This is a genomic window from Actinomycetes bacterium (assembly GCA_024222295.1).
GTDB lineage: Bacteria > Actinomycetota > Acidimicrobiia > Acidimicrobiales > Microtrichaceae > JAAEPF01.
Genome location: JAAEPF010000025.1, coordinates 234,715 through 251,914, shown reverse-complemented (window position 1 = coordinate 251,914; position 17,200 = coordinate 234,715). Strand labels below are relative to the sequence as shown.

The window sequence follows — 17,200 nt, the reverse complement described above, 5'->3', positions numbered from 1 at the left end:
GACCGTGCTGGTCAGCGGTCTGCGGCCGTGCTGGTCAGCGGTCTGCGACCGTGCTGGTCAGCGGTCTGCGACCTTGCGCCAGATGGCGCGAGGCAGGTTGCGGAACACGAAGAACGGGAACTTCAGCATCCCGGGTGCCCAGACCGTCTCCGCTCCCTTGGCCAACCCGTCGATGATCACGTCGGCCACGGCATCGGGTGTGGTGGAGAACGGCGCCTCGTCCATCCCGTCGGTCATCTTCGTGTGAACGAAGCCCGGGCGGACCACCATCACGCGGACCCCGGTGTCTTCGAGGGCGTCGCCCAGGCCCTGGGCGAACGCGTCGAGGCCTGCCTTGGTGGCTCCATAGACATAGTTGTCCTTGCGGGTGCGCACGCCTGCCACCGAGCCCATCACCACGATGGCACCGTGGCCCTGGACCCGCATGCGGTTGGCGACCGCGATGCAACTCGACACCAGCCCGGTCAGGTTGATGTCGAACGCCTTGGCCGCGAACGTCGGATCAGCGTCGAACGCCTCCTGGCTTCCGAGGATGCCCGCCGGGGCGTACACCAGGTCCAGGTCACCGAAGCGGTCGAACACTTCACCTATGACCTTCTCGTGGCTGGCGAAATCGGTCGACTCCCAGTGCACCATCTCCACGGTGGTGGCGCCCGCTGCGGCAGCGGCCTCCGCGACCGGCTCCATGTCATCCTCGGGGCGGCCCGCCAGCACCACTGTGCGGCAGCGCCTCGAGGCAAGCTTGGTCACCAGGGCGCGACCGATGTCGGAGCCCCCTCCGAGCACCAGAACCGACTGAACTTCCCCGAGTGCGTCGCGCACCGTTGCCTCCGTGCTGTCCGGTGTCACGAGCGGCACCGGGTCCGTCAACCATACGCGGCAGCGCCGCTGAACCACAGTTGTGCCGCCCGTCGGCCGGTTGCCGGCTGGGACCGAAACGATGGTGGGCCGTAGCCTCTTCGTGGTGAGCACCCGGATGCTGATCATCCTCTCCCTGCTGTGCGGCCTGGCCCTGCTGATCGCCTTCGCGATTCAGGCGAGCCAGGTCCTCTGATTGCCCCGGGGAGCCGGCCGGATCGCCGCCGGAGGCCGGGCTGTGCGGCCGCTTCAGGGCGAGGCCATCGGTACCCCCGATCATCGGTAGGCTCAGGCCGTGACAGATCATCATTACGACCTCGTTGTGATCGGTGGTGGCCCGGCCGGCTACGGCGCCGCCCTTTACGGAGCTTCGGCGGGGCTCAACATCGCCCTCGTCGAGCGGGACAAGATCGGTGGCACGTGTCTGCACCGCGGCTGCGTGCCCGCGAAGGAGCTGCTCGAGACCGCAGCGGTCGTGCGCACGGTGCGCGAGGCGGGTGACTTCGGCGTGATCGTCACCCCCAACAAGATCGACTGGGGCCGCACCCTCGAGCGCAAGCAGCAGATCGTCGACAAGCTGGCCGGCGGTGTCGAGATGTTGCTCAAGGGCCGCAAGGTCACCATCCTCAACGGCACCGGCACGCTCGGTCCCAACAGGACCGTCGAGGTCGTGGGTGGCGACGGTGAGCGGGCAACGCTCACCGCGGATGCGGTCGTGCTGGCCCCGGGCTCGGTGCCGCGCACGATCCCCGGCTTCGAACCCGACGATCGCTACGTGGTCACATCCGACGAGTTCTTCCACATCCCGCAGGTTCCGCAGAACGCGGTGGTGATCGGTGGTGGGGCCATCGGGTGTGAGTTCGCGTCCACGCTTGCGGACCTGGGCAGCAAGGTGACGATCCTTGAGGCGTTGCCGAAGATCCTCCCCGGGTGCGACGACGACGTGACCCGCGTGGTGCGCCAGTCGTTCAAGAAGAAGGGCATCGAAGTGCGCACCGGCGTTGCAGTGACCAGCCACTCGCCCGGCGAGACCGGCACTTCGGTCAGTTTCGGCGAAGGTGAGACCATCGATGCCAACCTCGTGGTGGTGTCGGTCGGCCGGGCGCCCTACACAACCGGCCTTCTCGCGGCCGGCACGGGAGTGGTCGTGGGTGAGCGCGGATTCGTCGAGGTCGACGACGCGTACCGCACTGGCGAGCCGTCGGTTTGGGCAATCGGCGATGCAATCGACACCCCGCAGCTTGCACACGTGGGATTTGCCGAGGCGATCTCGGCGGTCAAGGACGTCCTCGGTGAGGGCCCCTCACCGGTCGACAACTCGCGGGTGCCGTGGGCGATCTACTGCAATCCCGAGGTCGCCTTCGCGGGGCATTCGGAGCAGTCCGCCAAGGACGCCGGGATTGACGTGGTGACCTCGAAGCACCGCTTCGCGGCCAACAGCCGGGCGATGATCATCGGTGAGACCGACGGACTCGTGAAGGTGGTGGCGCAGAAGCGCCCCGACGGGACCGGCGGACAGGTGCTCGGCGTGCACATGGTCGGGCCATGGGTGACCGAGCAGCTCAGTGGCGGCTACCTGGCGGTGAACTGGGAGGCAACTGTCGACGAGGTGGCGGCGTTCGTGCAGCCGCACCCGTCGCTCACGGAATTGTTTGGCGAAACGGTGTTGGGTCTCACCGGGCGTTCACTTCACTGAGTGGGTGGTCCCGGCAGGACTCTGAGAGCAACTACAATACAAGTTAGATACAAGTACCACGGCGGGCATCGGGGCCCGCCGGTCGTAGACCAGGTCCATGTGACCGAGGAGAACCAATGTCCGACATCGTGATGCCCCAGCTCGGCGAGTCCGTCACCGAGGGCACGATCACCCGTTGGTTCAAGTCGGTGGGGGACACCGTCAACGAGGACGAGCCCTTGTTCGAGGTGTCCACCGACAAGGTCGATACCGAGGTGCCCGCTCCGGCCTCAGGGGTGCTGAGCGAGATTCGTGTGGAGGAAGGCGAGACCGTCGATGTGGGAACCGTGCTCGCCGTGATGGGCGGCGGTGATGCCGCACCCGCTGCCGCGCCGGCGCAGGAGCCCGCTGCCGCGCCCGCCGCCGCGCCGGCGGAGGAGCCCGCCCCCGAGCCCCCAGCGGTCGCCCCACCCCCTGCTCCAGCCGCCACACCGCCCGCTGCGGCTGGTGCACCAGCCCCTGCGCCCGCCTCGGCGCCGGCTGCTGCCCCCCAACCGGCCGCGGCCGAGACGCCAGCTGCCAGCGGTGCGCTGCTATCGCCGTTGGTGAGGCGCCTCGTCGAGGAAAACGGACTCGACCCCAACGTCATCACCGGGACCGGCGTCGGGGGGCGCATCACCCGCGAAGACGTACTCGATGCCATCGATGCAGGCGTCGGCGCCAAGGCCTCGGGCGGCGGCGCACGTGCTGTGGCGCCCACCGCTGCGCCGGCCGCGCCGGTGCAGCGCCCCCAGCCCGCCGCGCCGCAGGTCGCCCCGATGCGGCCGGGTGCCGGTGATGTGGCCGAGCCGCTCAACCGGATCCGCAAGATGACCGGGGATCTGATGGTGGCTTCCAAGGCGACGTCGCCACATGTGATCACCGCCGTCGAGGTCGACTACTCGGCGATCGAGGCAGCACGTTTGCCCATGCGCGAGGCGTTCAGGGCCGAGAACGGCTTCTCGCTCACCTATCTGCCGTTCATCGCGCGCGCTGTCGTCGATGCAATGCGCGAGTTCCCGCACATGAACGCCTCGATGGGCGACGGCGAGATCATCCTGCACAACGAGGTCAACCTCTCGGTGGCCGTGGACCTCAACTACGAAGGCCTGCTCGCGCCGGTGGTCCGCGAGGCCCACGAGAAGCGGCTCCGGGCCATCGCGGACGACATCAACGACATCGCAGTGCGTGCACGCAACAAGCAGCTCGGCCCCGACGAGCTCACCGGCGGCACCTTCACACTGTCCAACTCCGGTGCATTCGGCTCCTTGCTGGTGGCACCTGTCATCAACCAGCCACAGGTTGCGATCCTCAGCACCGACGGTGTGAGCCGCAAGCCGGTCGTGGTCGATGACGGCCAGGGCAACGAGGCCATTGCGATCCACCCGGTCGGCATACTCACACTGAGCTGGGACCACCGTGCTTTCGACGGCGCGTACTCGGCGGCATTCCTCTCGAGGGTCCGCGACATCATGGAGACACGCGACTGGAGTGCCGAGTTCTGAACACGGCCACCTGCGCCCGACCCGAAGGGGGATCAACCCTGCGGGGCACCGGCGCGCCGCTGCACACCAGGTGGCTCGGCACCGTCAGCTACGCAGACGGGTGGGCGCTGCAGCGCGGGCTGCACGAGGTGGCGTCCACGCGCCTGGCTGCCGATGCCGCGGCGGATGACCACCTGTTGATGCTGGAGCATCCACCGACCTACACCCTCGGTCGCAACGCGGACCGGTCACACGTGCTGGTGGAACCCGAGTCGGTCGGCGCCACCGCGGTCGATGTCGACCGCGGTGGTGACGTGACCTACCACGGCCCCGGCCAGCTTGTCGCCTACCCATTGGTGGCGCTTCCTGACCGCAGTGGCCGTACCGCAGCCGACGGGGGGTTGCCCGACTCGGTCGGATGGGTGTGCCTGCTCGAGGAAGCGCTCATGGACACGCTGACCGGCTTCGGGCTGACCGCTGGCCGTCAGGCCGGGTATCCCGGCGTGTGGATGCGTGCGGGGACGCCGCAGGCAGCGAAGATCGCCGCAATCGGTGTGCGGGTCGAGCGCGGCCGGACCCTCCACGGCGTGGCGCTCAATGTGGCACCTGACATGGCGATGTTCGACCACATCGTGCCCTGTGGGATCGAGGACCTCGGGGTCACGTCCATGGCTGCCGAAGGGGCTGACGTCTCCCTGGAGCAGGTGGGTTCGGCATTCGCCGAAGCATTCGTGCAACGGTGGCAGCCGCAGTCCGTGACCCACGCAGCGGTTGTCCGCCGCTCCCGGCGCGGTGACGATTCCGACCTGTCACCCTTTTCGCGAGGGGAGGGCCCCGGCCAGGTCACAGATGGGTCCAATCTCGCGCGCAAGGGCGGCACGTCGGTGCGTTTGCTGGGCCGCCTGGCCGAGGCGGGAGTGTCCGGCGGTGTTGCCATCGACGAGCCGAAGCCCGACTGGATGCGTGCGCGGGTGAGACATGACCCCAGCGTGATGCGCACCAAGCGCACGGTGTCCGAGCTCGACCTCGTCACCGTGTGCGAGGAGGCGGGGTGCCCGAACCTGTCGGAATGCTGGTCGGAGGGCACCGCCACCTTCATGGTCAACGGTGAGAGGTGCACCCGGGCCTGTGGTTTCTGCCTGGTCGACACCCGGAAGCCCGGGGCTCCCGACGCGTCCGAGCCCGGCCGTGTGGCCGAGGCGGTCGAGCGCATGGGCCTCGATTTCGCCGTGGTCACCACGGTGGCTCGCGACGACCTCCCCGACGAGGGTGCCGGACAGATCGCCGCCACGATCCGTGCCATCCGTGAGCGATGCCCCGACACGGGCGTCGAGGTGCTGATATCGGACTGCCGCGGCCGTTCTGAGGCCCTCGAGCTGATCTTTGCCGAGCGGCCCGACGTCATGAACCACAACGTCGAGACCGTCGCTAGGTTGCAGCGGGCTGTGCGCCCCAGCGCCGGATATGCGCGCTCGCTGTCGGTGTTGGCCCGCTCGGCCGCCGCGGGTCTGCGCACCAAGTCAGGACTTGTGGTCGGCATGGGCGAGACCCGCGACGAGATCGAGGTGGCGTTGTCCGACATGGCAGCGGTGGGTACGTCGATCGTGACCATCGGCCAGTACCTGCGCCCGACCACCAACCACCTTCCGGTGGCGCACTGGTGGACACCACAGGACTTCGAGGACTTCGCCGAGGTCGGCCGTAGCCTCGGTATCGAGCACGTGGAGTCGTCGCCCTTCACCCGGTCGAGCTACCACGCGGGCTCCGCCGCCCGGAGGTAGGCACGAATGGGTCTCGTCGCACGCAATCCCGAGCAATCGACGGTGCAGCAGGGCGGAGGCGAGCTGCTCGGCAGTGCGCCCACGTACGCCACCGGCACCGTGCACATCGAGTCGGTCGGTGACGACGGTGAGGTGGTACGGCACTCACAGCGTTTCGAGGAGGGCCGGCTGGCCGAATGGTCACTCGACGACGCTCCCGCTCCCTGGGCGCTCGTGCGCCCCGGTGCTCCCACCGACCCGTGCGCGACCACGTGGGCTTCGCGAGGTGAGGTCGAGGCGGTGAAGGTACGGGTGGGTGATCCGGTGCTCGAGCTCCCGCCCCGCGACGACCTCCCACACCCGGGTTTCCACGAGTTGGTCCGGGTGCCCGATGCCACGGCGCGGCTGCGCTTCGCGGTGACCGGGTCACCCGTGGGCCGCATCGTGTGTGACATCCGCTATCAGGACGGCCTTCGCCCTCTCGGGCGTGTCGTGGACGAGTGGCCCGAGGACACCGACCCGGCTGAGCCGGCGCACGAGGCGCCACTGATCGACGTCGAGGTGAGTTTCGCCAACTACCTGCGCATGCGCACCGGCGAGAAGACATCGCTCGAGGCGATCGCGGATGGCGGGGGAGTGGTCGATACGCGCTGGACCCTGCTGCTGCTGCTCCACGGCATCGTGCAGGAGCAACGCTACGTGGACATCTACCGGTCGTTGCCGGTGTTGCCGGCAGAACTCGGCTGGTGGGGCGAGGCCGCGCCGTTCGTGGCCTCTGACGCCACACCCCGCTGACCCGCGGCCCTGTCCGGGCGCGTGAGAGGGCGAGTGGGGGTGAGTCTGCGACCGGTGTCACTTGCCTGTCCGGGTGACGTCGCCATAACTTGACCGAGCGGTCAAGTTGACCCCGGCCGAGGCCGGCACGAACCAGGGGTAGGCACATGATCAAGTGGTCCGAGGAACAGGAAATGGTCCGCAAGGCGGTCCGGGAGTTCGTCGACCGGGAGATCCGGCCTCACCGTGAGGAGCTCGAGTTCGGCGACCTGCCGCCCTATGACCTCCTGCGCAAGATGTTCGCCACGTTCGGCATGGACTCGATGGCGCGCGACTCGTTCGCGAAGCGAATCGCCCGAGAACGCGCAGAGGCAGCCGGGGAATCCCGCGAGGACTCCGGCGCATCGGAGCGCCGACCCCGCGATGCGGCGTTCTCCCTCATTCCGATCATCGAGCTGTGCCGGGTCTGCCCGGGCATGGTGACCGCTATGGGCGTGTCGATGGGCCTCACCGCTTCGTCGATCATGTCCAAGGGAACCACGGACCAAAAGGAGCGTTGGGCGCTCGACCTGCTCACGATGGACAAGGTGGGCGCGTGGGCGATCACCGAGCCCGACTCCGGATCTGACGCCTTCGGCTCGATGAAGGCCTCGGCGCGGCGCGACGGCGACGAGTACGTGCTCAACGGCTCCAAGACCTTCATCACCAACGGCCCCTACGCCGACACGATCGTGTTCATCTGCAAGCTCGACGAGGGCAACCCGCCCGAGGACCGCACCGTGTTGCAGTTCGTGCTCGACACCGGGATGGAAGGCCTCGAGCAGCCCAGGCCATTCCGCAAGATGGGCATCCATTCGAGCCCCACCGGCATGCTCTTCCTCAACGACGTGCGTGTGGGCAAGGACCGCCTGCTCGGTGAATCCGAAGATGCCTTCCGCGGTTCTGGTGGCCGCGAGGCGTCCAAGGCGACGTTCTCCATCGAGCGCACCGGAGTGGCAGCCATGGCCCTCGGCATTGTGGACCGCTGCCTCGAGCTGTCGGTTCAGTACGCGAAGGAACGCGAGCAGTTCGGCCAGGCCATCGGTGGATTCCAGCTGATCCAGCTGAAGCTGGCCAGGATGGAAGTGGCGCGCATGAACCTGCAGAACCTCGTGTTCCGGTTCATCGAGATGGCCGCCGAGGGCGAGGACATGAGCTTCGCCGAGGCGTCCGCAGCGAAGCTCTACGCAGCCCAGACCGCGACCGAGGTGGCGATGGAAGCCGTGCAGCTCTTCGGTGGCAACGGCTACATGGCCGAGTACGAGGTCGAACAGCTGGCCCGTGACTCCAAGGTGCTGCAGATCTACGCCGGCACCGACGAGATCCAGGTGAGCCAGATCGCCCGCGACCTGCTGACCGACTGACCGCCGGGGCCGGCAACCTCAGCGCGGCCGGTAGCCTCGACGCGGTGACCGACACAGCAGCACAGGTCGTCTCCGAGCCCTTTGCGGAACTCGTCGAGCGCATCGAACGCGAGGCGGACGAGGGGTTCTTCCACACCGCGGCGCAGATGGTGGTACTGCGGCGCGGCGAGACGGTGCTCGATGTCGCACTCGGGCGAACCCACATGCACGAGCCGTTCCGCGCGGACACGCTCAGCGCCCTGTACTGCACGGCCAAGCCCCTGGTGTCCGTGGCCGTGCTCGCTCTGGTGGCCGACGACGAGCTGAGCCTCTCGGACCAGCTGGGCCACGTGGTCCCGGCGCTCGGCGGCACATGGATGGCCGAACGCACCATCGAGCAGGTTCTCGGCCACACCGCGGGGCTGCACCAGGTCAACACGGTGCTCGCCCGGATCCTCCCGGAGAGCCTTCGCGAGAGCTGGATGCACATGATGCCGCCTCCCGAGGGCTGGCGGTTCGGCCTCGACCGGTCATACGCGGAGTTCGGGGGTTGGTTCCTGCTCGGACAGGTCATCGAGGAGATCGCCGAGCAGCCCTACGCGGATTTCGTGGAGTCGCGGGTGGTGGCGGGCTATGGCATCGACCCCTCACAGCTGGTGGTGCGCTTCGGCGACCAGAGCTTCGACGAGCTGCACGACCGCATCTCGGCCACCTTCGACCTGACGTTGCACCAGCCGGTGCCGCTACTGGCCGAGGTCGGCCACGACACCGCGTGTGAGTGGAACCCGGCCTTCGGAAGCTACGGCACGATGCAGGCGATGGCGGCCTTCTATGACGGCCTGCTCGGTGACCTCGACGGAGCGCAGCGCGTGTTGCCCGCCGAGCTCCTGGCCGAAGCCACGACTGCCCGGCTGCCGCTCACCTGGGACCACACGCTCGACCGCGAGGCTGGATTTGGCCTCGGATTCATGGCGCCCCTCTCGTCGCACTACTTCGGTGACCGTCCGTCCGGACGTGCGTTCGGACACGCCGGCCAAGGTGGCACCAGTTTCGCGATGGCCGACCCCGAGCGTGAGGTCGCGGTCGCCGTACTGTTCAACGCAGGCCTCGATGCCGACACCGCGCTGACCTTCCGCAGGATCAACCTGGTGGACGGTATCTACCGCGCGCTGGACGAGCTCGACTGACCCGGCGCAGGCTGCGTTGCCTCCACCCCGCGTCGCGACTCGGGAACGAGCATGACCGCGGCGACGAGGAAGCAGAAGGCACCCCACAGGGTCGTGGTGTTGACCAGCGACTGGTTCCACTCGACGCCGCGGCGCACGTAGAACGCGCCGATCGCGGAGATGCCGAACAACACAGACCCGACCAGGTTGATCGCCACGATCCACCACGAGATGTCGCGAAGCCGCAACCTGCCGGCGCTGTGGCACACCTCGGCCCACGACAGGTAGCTCGACACGAGGAAGCAGACCGACCCGAATACGTCGGGTGCCCACACGAGCTCGTTGGCCCTCGCTGTCGACAGCTGCGGCGCGAGGCGGCTGTCCCAGGTGGACAGGTTGAAAGCCACGGTGCCGATGAGCTGGATCCCGGCTGCCCACCAGTCGATGCGGTGCGGGCGCCAAGCGAGGAGTCTCACGTGCCGACGGGTGCCGGCCTCCAGTGACTCGGGCGTGCCCGTCACCTCGGTGAACGAGAGGTAGGCCGCGGCGGTGAAGAAGAGCGATCCGATGAAATAGGTGTTGGCGTCCGTGCGGCCCGAGACAGCGCTGATCCAGGGTTCCCATGACCCGAGGGCGAACAGGCTCGCCCCGATGCTGAACCACGATGCGATCGCCCACGTTCGGGTGGGTATGCGTCGGAAGCCGTTTTCGGCGGCCACGAGGTCGGCCTTTCGCTGCCGCCTGCTGGTCCAACGGCGCAGCCGACCGTCGGGGAGCAGGTAGTCGACCAGCGTCGTGAACGGCCCGAACCCGGCTCTGTGGACGACCCTCCAGTCCGCGGGTGCGCTCAGGTGTAGTTGTGGTGGCTTCCGGGCGGGCACCCTCCAAGTGTGCCTGCGCCGGGGTGGCGCGTAGCCTCTGGGCTCGATGATCAGCCTCGACATAGCGACATTCCTTTTGCAGTGGGCGGTCGGCGGTCTCGCCTACCTGTGGGTCACGACCCGCCGTCGCGAGGTGTCGATCGGCTATGGCTGGCTGATGCGCGCCACGTTCGGTCTCATGGCCCTCGGGTCGGCGGTGGTGGGTTTGCGGTATGGGTCCACGCCAGTGCGCGACATCTCCGCGATCGGCGTGGCGCTCGCGGCCGGCTTCGCCCTGTGGAGCTCTTGGGTCCACCGCGCCGCGGGCGTGCAGCGCCAGCGGGAGCGGGTGCAGGTGCGCTCGGCGCGCGTGAGCGGGATGACGGGCATCGAGCGCGAGGCCCAGGAGTTCGACACATCGGTCGGGGAGTTCGACCCGCGGCTGGACCTGATCGCCCCGGCGGTCGGCTTGATAGGCCTGTTGGCGGGTGGCATGGCGGCGGGTGACCCGGTGTGGCTGTCGGTCGCGCGCACGCTTGTTGGCGCAGCCTTTCTGGGGTGTGTGAGCGACGCCATGCTGCTCGGACACTGGTACCTCACGCAGCCGGGTCTTCCACGCGCACCGTTGCTCGAACTGGTCAGGCACCTCGCCTGGATCTGGCCTGTCGAAGTGGCACTGCTGCTGATCCGACCGGGCATGATCCAGGTGCTGACCGGGTCGATCGACGACGGCTACGACGGGATGCTGGGCTGGTTCTGGCTGGCGTGCGCTGTCACGACCATCGGCCTGGTGGCGGTCACCCGGCTGGCCCTGAAGGAGCGCCAGTACTCGGCCGTCATGGCGGCAACGGGGCTGCTCTACCTGGCGATCCTCACGGCGTTCGGCACGGACCTGGTGGCCCGGGCAATCCTGTCCGGTGCCACCGCCTGACTGCGTGTGTCCCTATTCGGTGTGCGTTGGTTGCGTGGTAGACGCGCACAGGCACGATGCGGTTATGGCTTACGGGACTGACCTTGATGACGACCAGTGGGACCGGGTGTGGGAGCTGTTGTGCGAACAGCCCAAGCGTGGCCGACGCTATCCGGCTGACTTGAGGCGGGTAGTCGATGCGATGCTGTATGTGGCTCGCACGGGCTGCCAGTGGCGGATGCTGCCTGGTGATTTCCCGCCCTGGACAAGGGTGTGGTCACAGTTCCGTCGTTGGCGGGCCAATGGAACCTGGACCCGCGTGTTGGCTGGGTTGCATCGCCAGGCCCGTGCCGGCGCCGGGCGTGACCCGGACCCCTCGCTGGTGGTTGTAGACCCGGCTGTTGTGCGCGGTGCCAGTCATGGGGGTGCGACGTTTCACAGTCGTGGTGGACCCTATGGGCGCACCAACGGCGCCAAGCATGTCGTCGCTGTGGATGTCACGGGACTACCCGTTGCGGCTTCCGTGGTCCCAGCTGGGACATCTGATGGGGTGGCGGTCGAAGAGCTGCTGGATGCGAACAACCTGGGTGGCCGACTCGAAGTCGTGATGGTGGACCGGGGCGTCAGCCAAGTTGCGCAGCGGCGCATAGCGGCAACCCACGGGGTTGAGGTACAGCGGGTCGGTTGGGATGACTAACCCGTTGACGCAGAAGGCAACAGGGTGGTCCGACCGATCCGTCACGCCTGGCGGGTGGAAGTTGCCCACGGGCTCATCGGCCGCCACCGGCGCCTCGCCAAGAGCTTCGAGAACACCCGGTCATCGGCCACGGCATGGCTCCAGATCAGCTGTGTTTCTCTCCTGCTAGGGCACCTGGCCGCATAGATGGTCTCAGTCACCCAACCGGGCCGGCCGAAGCTACGCTGCCAACCGGTTGGGCCGCAGCCGACCACGAAGAGGAGCACCTGTTGCGAGCTCTGCTCACCGTCATCGTCCTGATGCTCTACGTGTGGAGTGCTGTCGCTGCGATTGGTCTCACGGGCTACCTGGTGGCGATCGCCGTCTCAGCAGGTCTCGGCAGAGGCAGACCCCAGCAGCCGATCCCTGCGCCACCGTCTCCCAAGGTGGTGCCGTCACTGCTTGTGATAGCGCTCTTCTCGCTCTTGCTAACCGCGTTGCCGTTCATGTTCCCAGGTGCACGGTTCATCACAGCCTGGTGCTGTGTTGCCTCGTCTGCGACCGCGGCGGTCCTATGGCGCCGCACGCGCCGACACCGCCCTATCGAACCCGCCTCGATCAATCAACGGACAGCAAGCCCAAGGAGAAACGAGCGCTAGTCGTCACCGACGATGCGGCCGCGCATGGCTCTCAACATAGGGACACACCCAGTGAGCGGTCGGGGGCTCTTCCCGGCATCGTTGCTGTGCGAATCAAGTTGCCACTTTCGGGAGGGGTTCCCTTTCGCAACGGGGTGCCACGGCCGATACTTGGATAACTGGGGACAAGACGACTGGGGTAGAGGCAGCACAGCCGAGGAGTGCGCAATGGCACGTGCCATATGGAGCGGAGCGATCAGCTTCGGTCTCATCAACATCCCTGTGAAGCTGTACTCAGCCGTGTCGCAACGGTCGGTGCGCTTCAACCAGATCGATCCGTCCAACAACGCACGGATCCGGAACCAGAAGGTCAATGCGGAGACCGGCGAGGTGGTCGACGCCGCCGAGCTGGTGCGCGGCTTCGAGGTGTCGAAGGGCAACTACGTGATCGTCAGCGACGACGAGCTCGCGGCGCTGCAACCGCGCTCGACCCACACGATCGACCTCGAGGAGTTCGTGGAGCTCGACCAGGTCGACCCGATCTACTTCGATGGAGCGTTCCACGTCGCTCCCGGCCCGGGTGCCGCCAAGCCCTACACCCTGTTGGTCGAGGCACTCGAGGAGTCGGGCCGTGTGGCCGTGGCCCGGTTCGTGATGCGCTCCAAGCAGTACGTGGCACTGATGAGGCCGGTCGACGGCAGGCTGCTGCTCTCGATGATGGTCTATGCCGACGAACTGAATGCGCCGGGCGACATTCCCGAGTTCGACGACCTGTCCGGAGTGGAGCTCACCGACCGCGAGCGCGAGATGGCCGAGCAGCTGATCGAGTCGCTCAGCGCGGACTTCGAGCCGGAGCTCTACCACGACGCCTACCGCGAGGATTTGCTGGGCCTGATCGACGCCAAGGCGTCGGGTGCGGCTCCGGCGCTCGAAGGACCGCAGGCACCCGCCGGTGACGTGGTTGTCGATCTGATGGCGGCGTTGGAGAAATCGGTGGCCGAGGCTCGCGAGGCGCGGACCCGTCACCCGAGCGCGAGCGGCGCCGCCGGTGAAGAGGCGTCGCCTGGATCCGGGGACGGTGGCGACGATGCGGCCAGGTCTCCGCAGGCAGCCGCCCCGGCCTCCGAGTCACCGTCGCGCCGCAAGCCGGCGAAGTCCGCGGCCGCGAAGTCGTCGGCCAAGAAGGCTGCCGGCAAGCCGGCCTCGAAGGAATCGCAGGCCAAGAAGTCGCCCGCGAGGAAACCCCGCAAGTCCGCGTGATCAGGTGGCTGACACCGAGGTTCGGGTCGGGCAGCGGCAGCTGAAGCTGTCGAACCTCGACAAAGTGCTGTATCCGTTCACCGGGTTCACCAAGGCGGAGGTGATCGACTACTACGCGCGCATCAGCGAAGCGATGGTGGCCCACACCTCCGGGCGTTGCGTGACCCTGCGTCGTTGGCCCGATGGGGTGGAGGGCCAGAGCTTCTTCGAGAAGAACTGTCCGAAGCACCGACCCGACTGGGTGGAGACGGCCGTCGGACCGGGCCGCAGCCGCGGTGAGGTCAACTACTGCCGCCTCGACGAGCCGGCGGCACTCGTGTGGACCGCGAACCTCGCGGCACTCGAGTTGCACACGCCCATGGCCCTTGCCGACGACCAGGCGAATCCGAGGGCATGTGTGTTCGACCTCGACCCGGGTCCGCGCACCGGAATTCCGCAGTGTGCGGAACTCGCGTTGGAGATCCGCTCGATACTTGCCGCGGCAGACCTCGACTGCTTTGCCAAGACCTCCGGATCCAAGGGCATGCAGGTCTACGTGCCGCTCAACTCGACGGGCGAGGATGCCCATTCACACGACCACTGCGCGGACTTCGCGCACGCGGTCGGTGCCCTGCTGGAGCAGCGCCACCCCCGGGGAGTCACCACGGACATGGCAAAGGACCAGCGGCCGGGCAAGGTCTTCGTCGACTGGTCACAGAACGCGTTCCACAAGACCACGGTCTGCGTGTACTCACTGCGCGCAAAGCCGCAGCCGACCGTCTCCACCCCGCTCCGTTGGAACGAGGTGGCGGCGGGAGCCAATGGTGCCGAGCCACTGGTATTCGAGGCACCGGACGTACTCGCTCGAGTGGCCGCACACGGGGACCTCTTCGCATCGGTGCTCGGCCTCGTGCAGCACTTGCCGACCGCGCGCGGCTGAGCGTCCGGCAGGGTTCGAATTCCAGGGCTGGGGCGACTGGACGGCAGGCGGGACGATCGGGCTGGGGGATCTACTCAGTTGGGTATGTCATGGCTCTGCGTACCATCAAAATCAGTATGGCGACGGCATCGACTCCTCCCGAATTTGTGAGCACCGCAAGGACGCCAGAGTGCGAATCTGGTTCAGCCTCGGCTAAGTTCAGTACTTCACTGAATCAGGTAGGCGACGTGGAAACTGATACACGAGTCAGGACAAGTGACAACCCATCTCGTGCTATCCCCACGGCGCCCTTGGAGCGTAGGCGGCACGATGCGGAGTCTTCACCGAGTGGAGAGCGTCGGCGAGCGAGTGACTCCGCCCGTCGTCGCTGGTGCCTGCTGTGTGGCCGCGCCGCCTCAGCCCGGGCCGCATTCATGCTGCTGGACGCGATCCTGGTCATGGCCTCCGTCGCCGTCGGTGTCGGGGTGTGGATCTCCAACTGGGGCGGCTCTGTGGGCGACCTCCGGACATACATGTTGTTCGGTGTTGTTTCGCTGCCGATGTGGCTTTTCGTGTTCAACTGGCAGGGGTTCTACCGCAAGCGCGACGACGTCCGGTTGATCTCCGACGTTCGCCCGGTGGTGACCGCTGTTGGCCTTGGCGCTGTCGGCTTCATCCTGATGGGGTGGCCGGTGGAGTTGCCGGTGCCCCGTGGAGTTGTGTTGGGTTTGGTGGTCGTGCTGGTGCCCGCCATGCTCGTAGAGCGCCAACTGATCCGTATGGTGACGCGGCGCAGGCGCCGCGCCGGACGTGGCATGAAGCCGGTCGTGATCCTCGGAACCAACTCTGAGGCGTTGGATCTGGCGGGGGTGCTCAAGAACCCTGTGCTCGGCCGCCAGGTGGTCGCGTTCATCTCGACCGAGGAGCCTACAGAGCCGGAGCTCATGGGCCTTCCCGTGGTTCACTCCACATCTCCGGCTGCCGCGGCCCAGAACCTGGGTGCATCAATCGTCGTGATGGCCGCTACATCCCTCGACTCCGCTGCTCCGGCATCAATGCTCCGCTCCTTCCTAGATCGCGGTATCGAGATCGAGATGACCTCGGCACTCACCGGCGTGGCCAACGACCGGGTCTCGGTGCACGCACTCGGTCGGTTCCCAATGCTGTTCATCGACGCCGGCCACCGGGGTGGTTGGCGAGCGGCGGCCAAGAGGCTCTTCGACATCGTGATCGCCGGGTTCTCATTTATCCTGCTGTGTCCGGTGCTTCTTGTTGCGGCGATTTCCGTGAAGCTCGACAGCCCCGGCCCCGTGCTGTTCCGCCAGGAACGGGTCGGGTGGCGCGGCAAGCGCTTCGAGATCCTCAAGCTGCGCACCATGGTCGATGAAGCAGAAGACCAGCTCATCGAGTTGCAGGACCGCAACGAGGCCAGCGGTCCGCTATTCAAGATCGCCGAGGATCCCCGGATCACACGCATGGGCAAACTGTTGCGGCGCACGAGCATCGACGAAATACCCCAGCTGTGGAACGTCCTGCGAGGCGAAATGAGCATTGTCGGTCCGCGCCCGGCGCTTCCCAACGAGACCCAGCATTGGGACAACGATCTCGGCACTCGACTCAGGGTGAGGCCTGGGATGACAGGAATGTGGCAGGTCAGCGGCCGCAGCGAAACCGGATTCGACGAGTACCAGCGCCTCGACCTGTTCTATATCGACAACTGGTCGATGTTGACCGACCTCGGCATCGTGCTGAGGACGGTTCCGGCGGTGTTGTCCCGACGTGGCGCTGCCTGACGATCAAGCGAGCTGTTCCGCCAGGACGAGAATCTGAAAGCTGGCTGTTCAGTGTGCTGGTGCACTCCTAGCCTGTTGTCATATGAGTGAGACCAAGAGGCATCGGACCCTGGCGGCTGTTGCGCTCATGGTCGGTGCGTTCGCCGTTGCGTGCATCCCGATGCCCCCCGGCACGTTCCGCCCCGAGCAGTTCGCTGCGGGTCAGGGGCCCAACATCGTGCGGGCGACCGTGTTCATGGGGCTCGGTGCCTGGTGGGACGTGTGGGACTGGTCGCCCACGTTCACCAGCGGCAGGCAGAAGCTCGACCTGTCCGATGTGGACCGCTTGGCGAACGCCGGGGTGCAGACCCTCTACATCCAGACAGCCACCTACCGTCACCCCGACGATGTGCTCGACCGCGACCTGCTTGCCCGGATCATCTCGCGGGCCCGCGCCAAGGGCATGCGGGTGGTCGGTTGGTACCTGCCGGAGCACGTCGACGACGGCCTCGACATGCGCCGCATGAATGCCGCCATCGCGATGGGCTTCGACGGATTCGGGATCGACATCGAGTCGCGCCGCAACGTGGACGAGGCGGCCCGCAATGCGATTCTGATCTCACAGGTGCAGCGGCTGCGCGCCCAGCATCCCGGCCTGCCACTGGCAGCCATTCCGGTCGCGCCGGTGGTGTGGGAGGAACTCAACGCCACGTGGTGGCCCAACTTCCCCTACCGGGAACTGGCCCCGTACTTCGACGTGTGGATGCCGCAGAACTACTGGAGCTACCGCACCCCCGGGTCCGGCCTGCGTGACGCCTACGCCTACAACGTGCGCAACATCGAGATGCTGCGCCGGCTCACCGGCGTGCCGTGGCTTCCCGTGCACCCGATCGGCGGCGAGGCCGCGTACCTGTCCGATCAGGACATCGTGAACATGTGGCGGGCGATCAACGACACGCACTCCATCGGCGGCAGCCTGTACGACGATGCCAGCACGTCCCCGGGCCTCTGGCCCGCTCTGCGCATCTTCCGAATCCCCAAGTAGCCG

General features: G+C 67.1%; 14 protein-coding genes. 12 read left to right on the top strand and 2 right to left on the bottom strand.

What is annotated here, in order from left to right; translation table 11 throughout:
- Positions 1–57: 57 nt before the first annotated feature.
- Entirely contained in the window at positions 58–822 is a 765-nt protein-coding gene (locus GY812_10730) for an SDR family NAD(P)-dependent oxidoreductase (protein MCP4435952.1), read from the bottom strand.
- A 331-nt stretch (positions 823–1,153) separates the two neighbouring features.
- On the opposite strand from GY812_10730, the gene lpdA reads away from it, so the two are divergent.
- The 6 genes from lpdA to GY812_10700 all read left to right on the top strand — a co-directional run bounded on the left by lpdA (position 1,154) and on the right by GY812_10700 (position 9,159).
- Positions 1,154–2,554 (top strand): dihydrolipoyl dehydrogenase, encoded by a 1,401-nt coding sequence (gene lpdA / locus GY812_10725; protein ID MCP4435951.1) that lies wholly within the window; start codon positions 1,154–1,156, stop codon positions 2,552–2,554.
- Positions 2,555–2,670: 116 nt separating this feature from the next.
- Positions 2,671–4,077 (top strand): 2-oxoglutarate dehydrogenase, E2 component, dihydrolipoamide succinyltransferase, encoded by a 1,407-nt coding sequence (sucB, locus tag GY812_10720; protein MCP4435950.1) that lies wholly within the window; start codon positions 2,671–2,673, stop codon positions 4,075–4,077.
- Between the two features lie 38 nt (positions 4,078–4,115).
- On the top strand, positions 4,116–5,837 hold the full coding sequence (gene lipA, locus GY812_10715) for a lipoyl synthase (protein ID MCP4435949.1): 1,722 nt from the start codon (positions 4,116–4,118) through the stop codon (positions 5,835–5,837).
- Positions 5,838–5,843: 6 nt separating this feature from the next.
- Entirely contained in the window at positions 5,844–6,611 is a 768-nt protein-coding gene (locus tag GY812_10710; GenBank protein ID MCP4435948.1) for a hypothetical protein, read from the top strand.
- A 146-nt stretch (positions 6,612–6,757) separates the two neighbouring features.
- Positions 6,758–7,993, top strand: coding sequence for an acyl-CoA dehydrogenase (locus GY812_10705; GenBank protein ID MCP4435947.1), 1,236 nt, complete (start codon positions 6,758–6,760; stop codon positions 7,991–7,993).
- Between the two features lie 44 nt (positions 7,994–8,037).
- A complete protein-coding gene (locus GY812_10700; GenBank protein MCP4435946.1) occupies positions 8,038–9,159 on the top strand; it encodes a beta-lactamase family protein in 1,122 nt (373 codons plus the stop codon).
- Here GY812_10700 and GY812_10695 read toward each other — a convergent pair.
- Positions 9,132–10,019, bottom strand: a complete 888-nt coding sequence (locus GY812_10695; protein MCP4435945.1) for a hypothetical protein — start codon at positions 10,017–10,019, stop codon at positions 9,132–9,134. The genes GY812_10700 and GY812_10695 overlap by 28 nt on opposite strands.
- 46 nt (positions 10,020–10,065) lie before the next feature.
- Between GY812_10695 and GY812_10690 the strand changes: the two genes are divergently transcribed.
- From GY812_10690 to GY812_10665, 6 genes are all read left to right on the top strand, one after another.
- Positions 10,066–10,929 carry a hypothetical protein gene (locus tag GY812_10690; protein MCP4435944.1) on the top strand — a complete coding sequence of 288 codons (864 nt, stop codon included), beginning with the start codon at positions 10,066–10,068 and terminating at the stop codon, positions 10,927–10,929.
- Between the two features lie 64 nt (positions 10,930–10,993).
- Positions 10,994–11,605, top strand: coding sequence for an IS5 family transposase (locus GY812_10685; protein ID MCP4435943.1), 612 nt, complete (start codon positions 10,994–10,996; stop codon positions 11,603–11,605).
- Between the two features lie 845 nt (positions 11,606–12,450).
- The gene (locus GY812_10680; protein MCP4435942.1) at positions 12,451–13,482 is read left to right on the top strand and encodes a Ku protein; all 1,032 of its coding nucleotides are present in this window, start codon (positions 12,451–12,453) and stop codon (positions 13,480–13,482) included.
- A 4-nt stretch (positions 13,483–13,486) separates the two neighbouring features.
- Positions 13,487–14,401, top strand: a complete 915-nt coding sequence (locus tag GY812_10675; protein ID MCP4435941.1) for a hypothetical protein — start codon at positions 13,487–13,489, stop codon at positions 14,399–14,401.
- Between the two features lie 413 nt (positions 14,402–14,814).
- Entirely contained in the window at positions 14,815–16,173 is a 1,359-nt protein-coding gene (locus tag GY812_10670; protein ID MCP4435940.1) for a sugar transferase, read from the top strand.
- An 82-nt stretch (positions 16,174–16,255) separates the two neighbouring features.
- Positions 16,256–17,197, top strand: coding sequence for a hypothetical protein (locus GY812_10665; GenBank protein MCP4435939.1), 942 nt, complete (start codon positions 16,256–16,258; stop codon positions 17,195–17,197).
- The last annotated feature ends 3 nt before the right edge of the window (positions 17,198–17,200 follow it).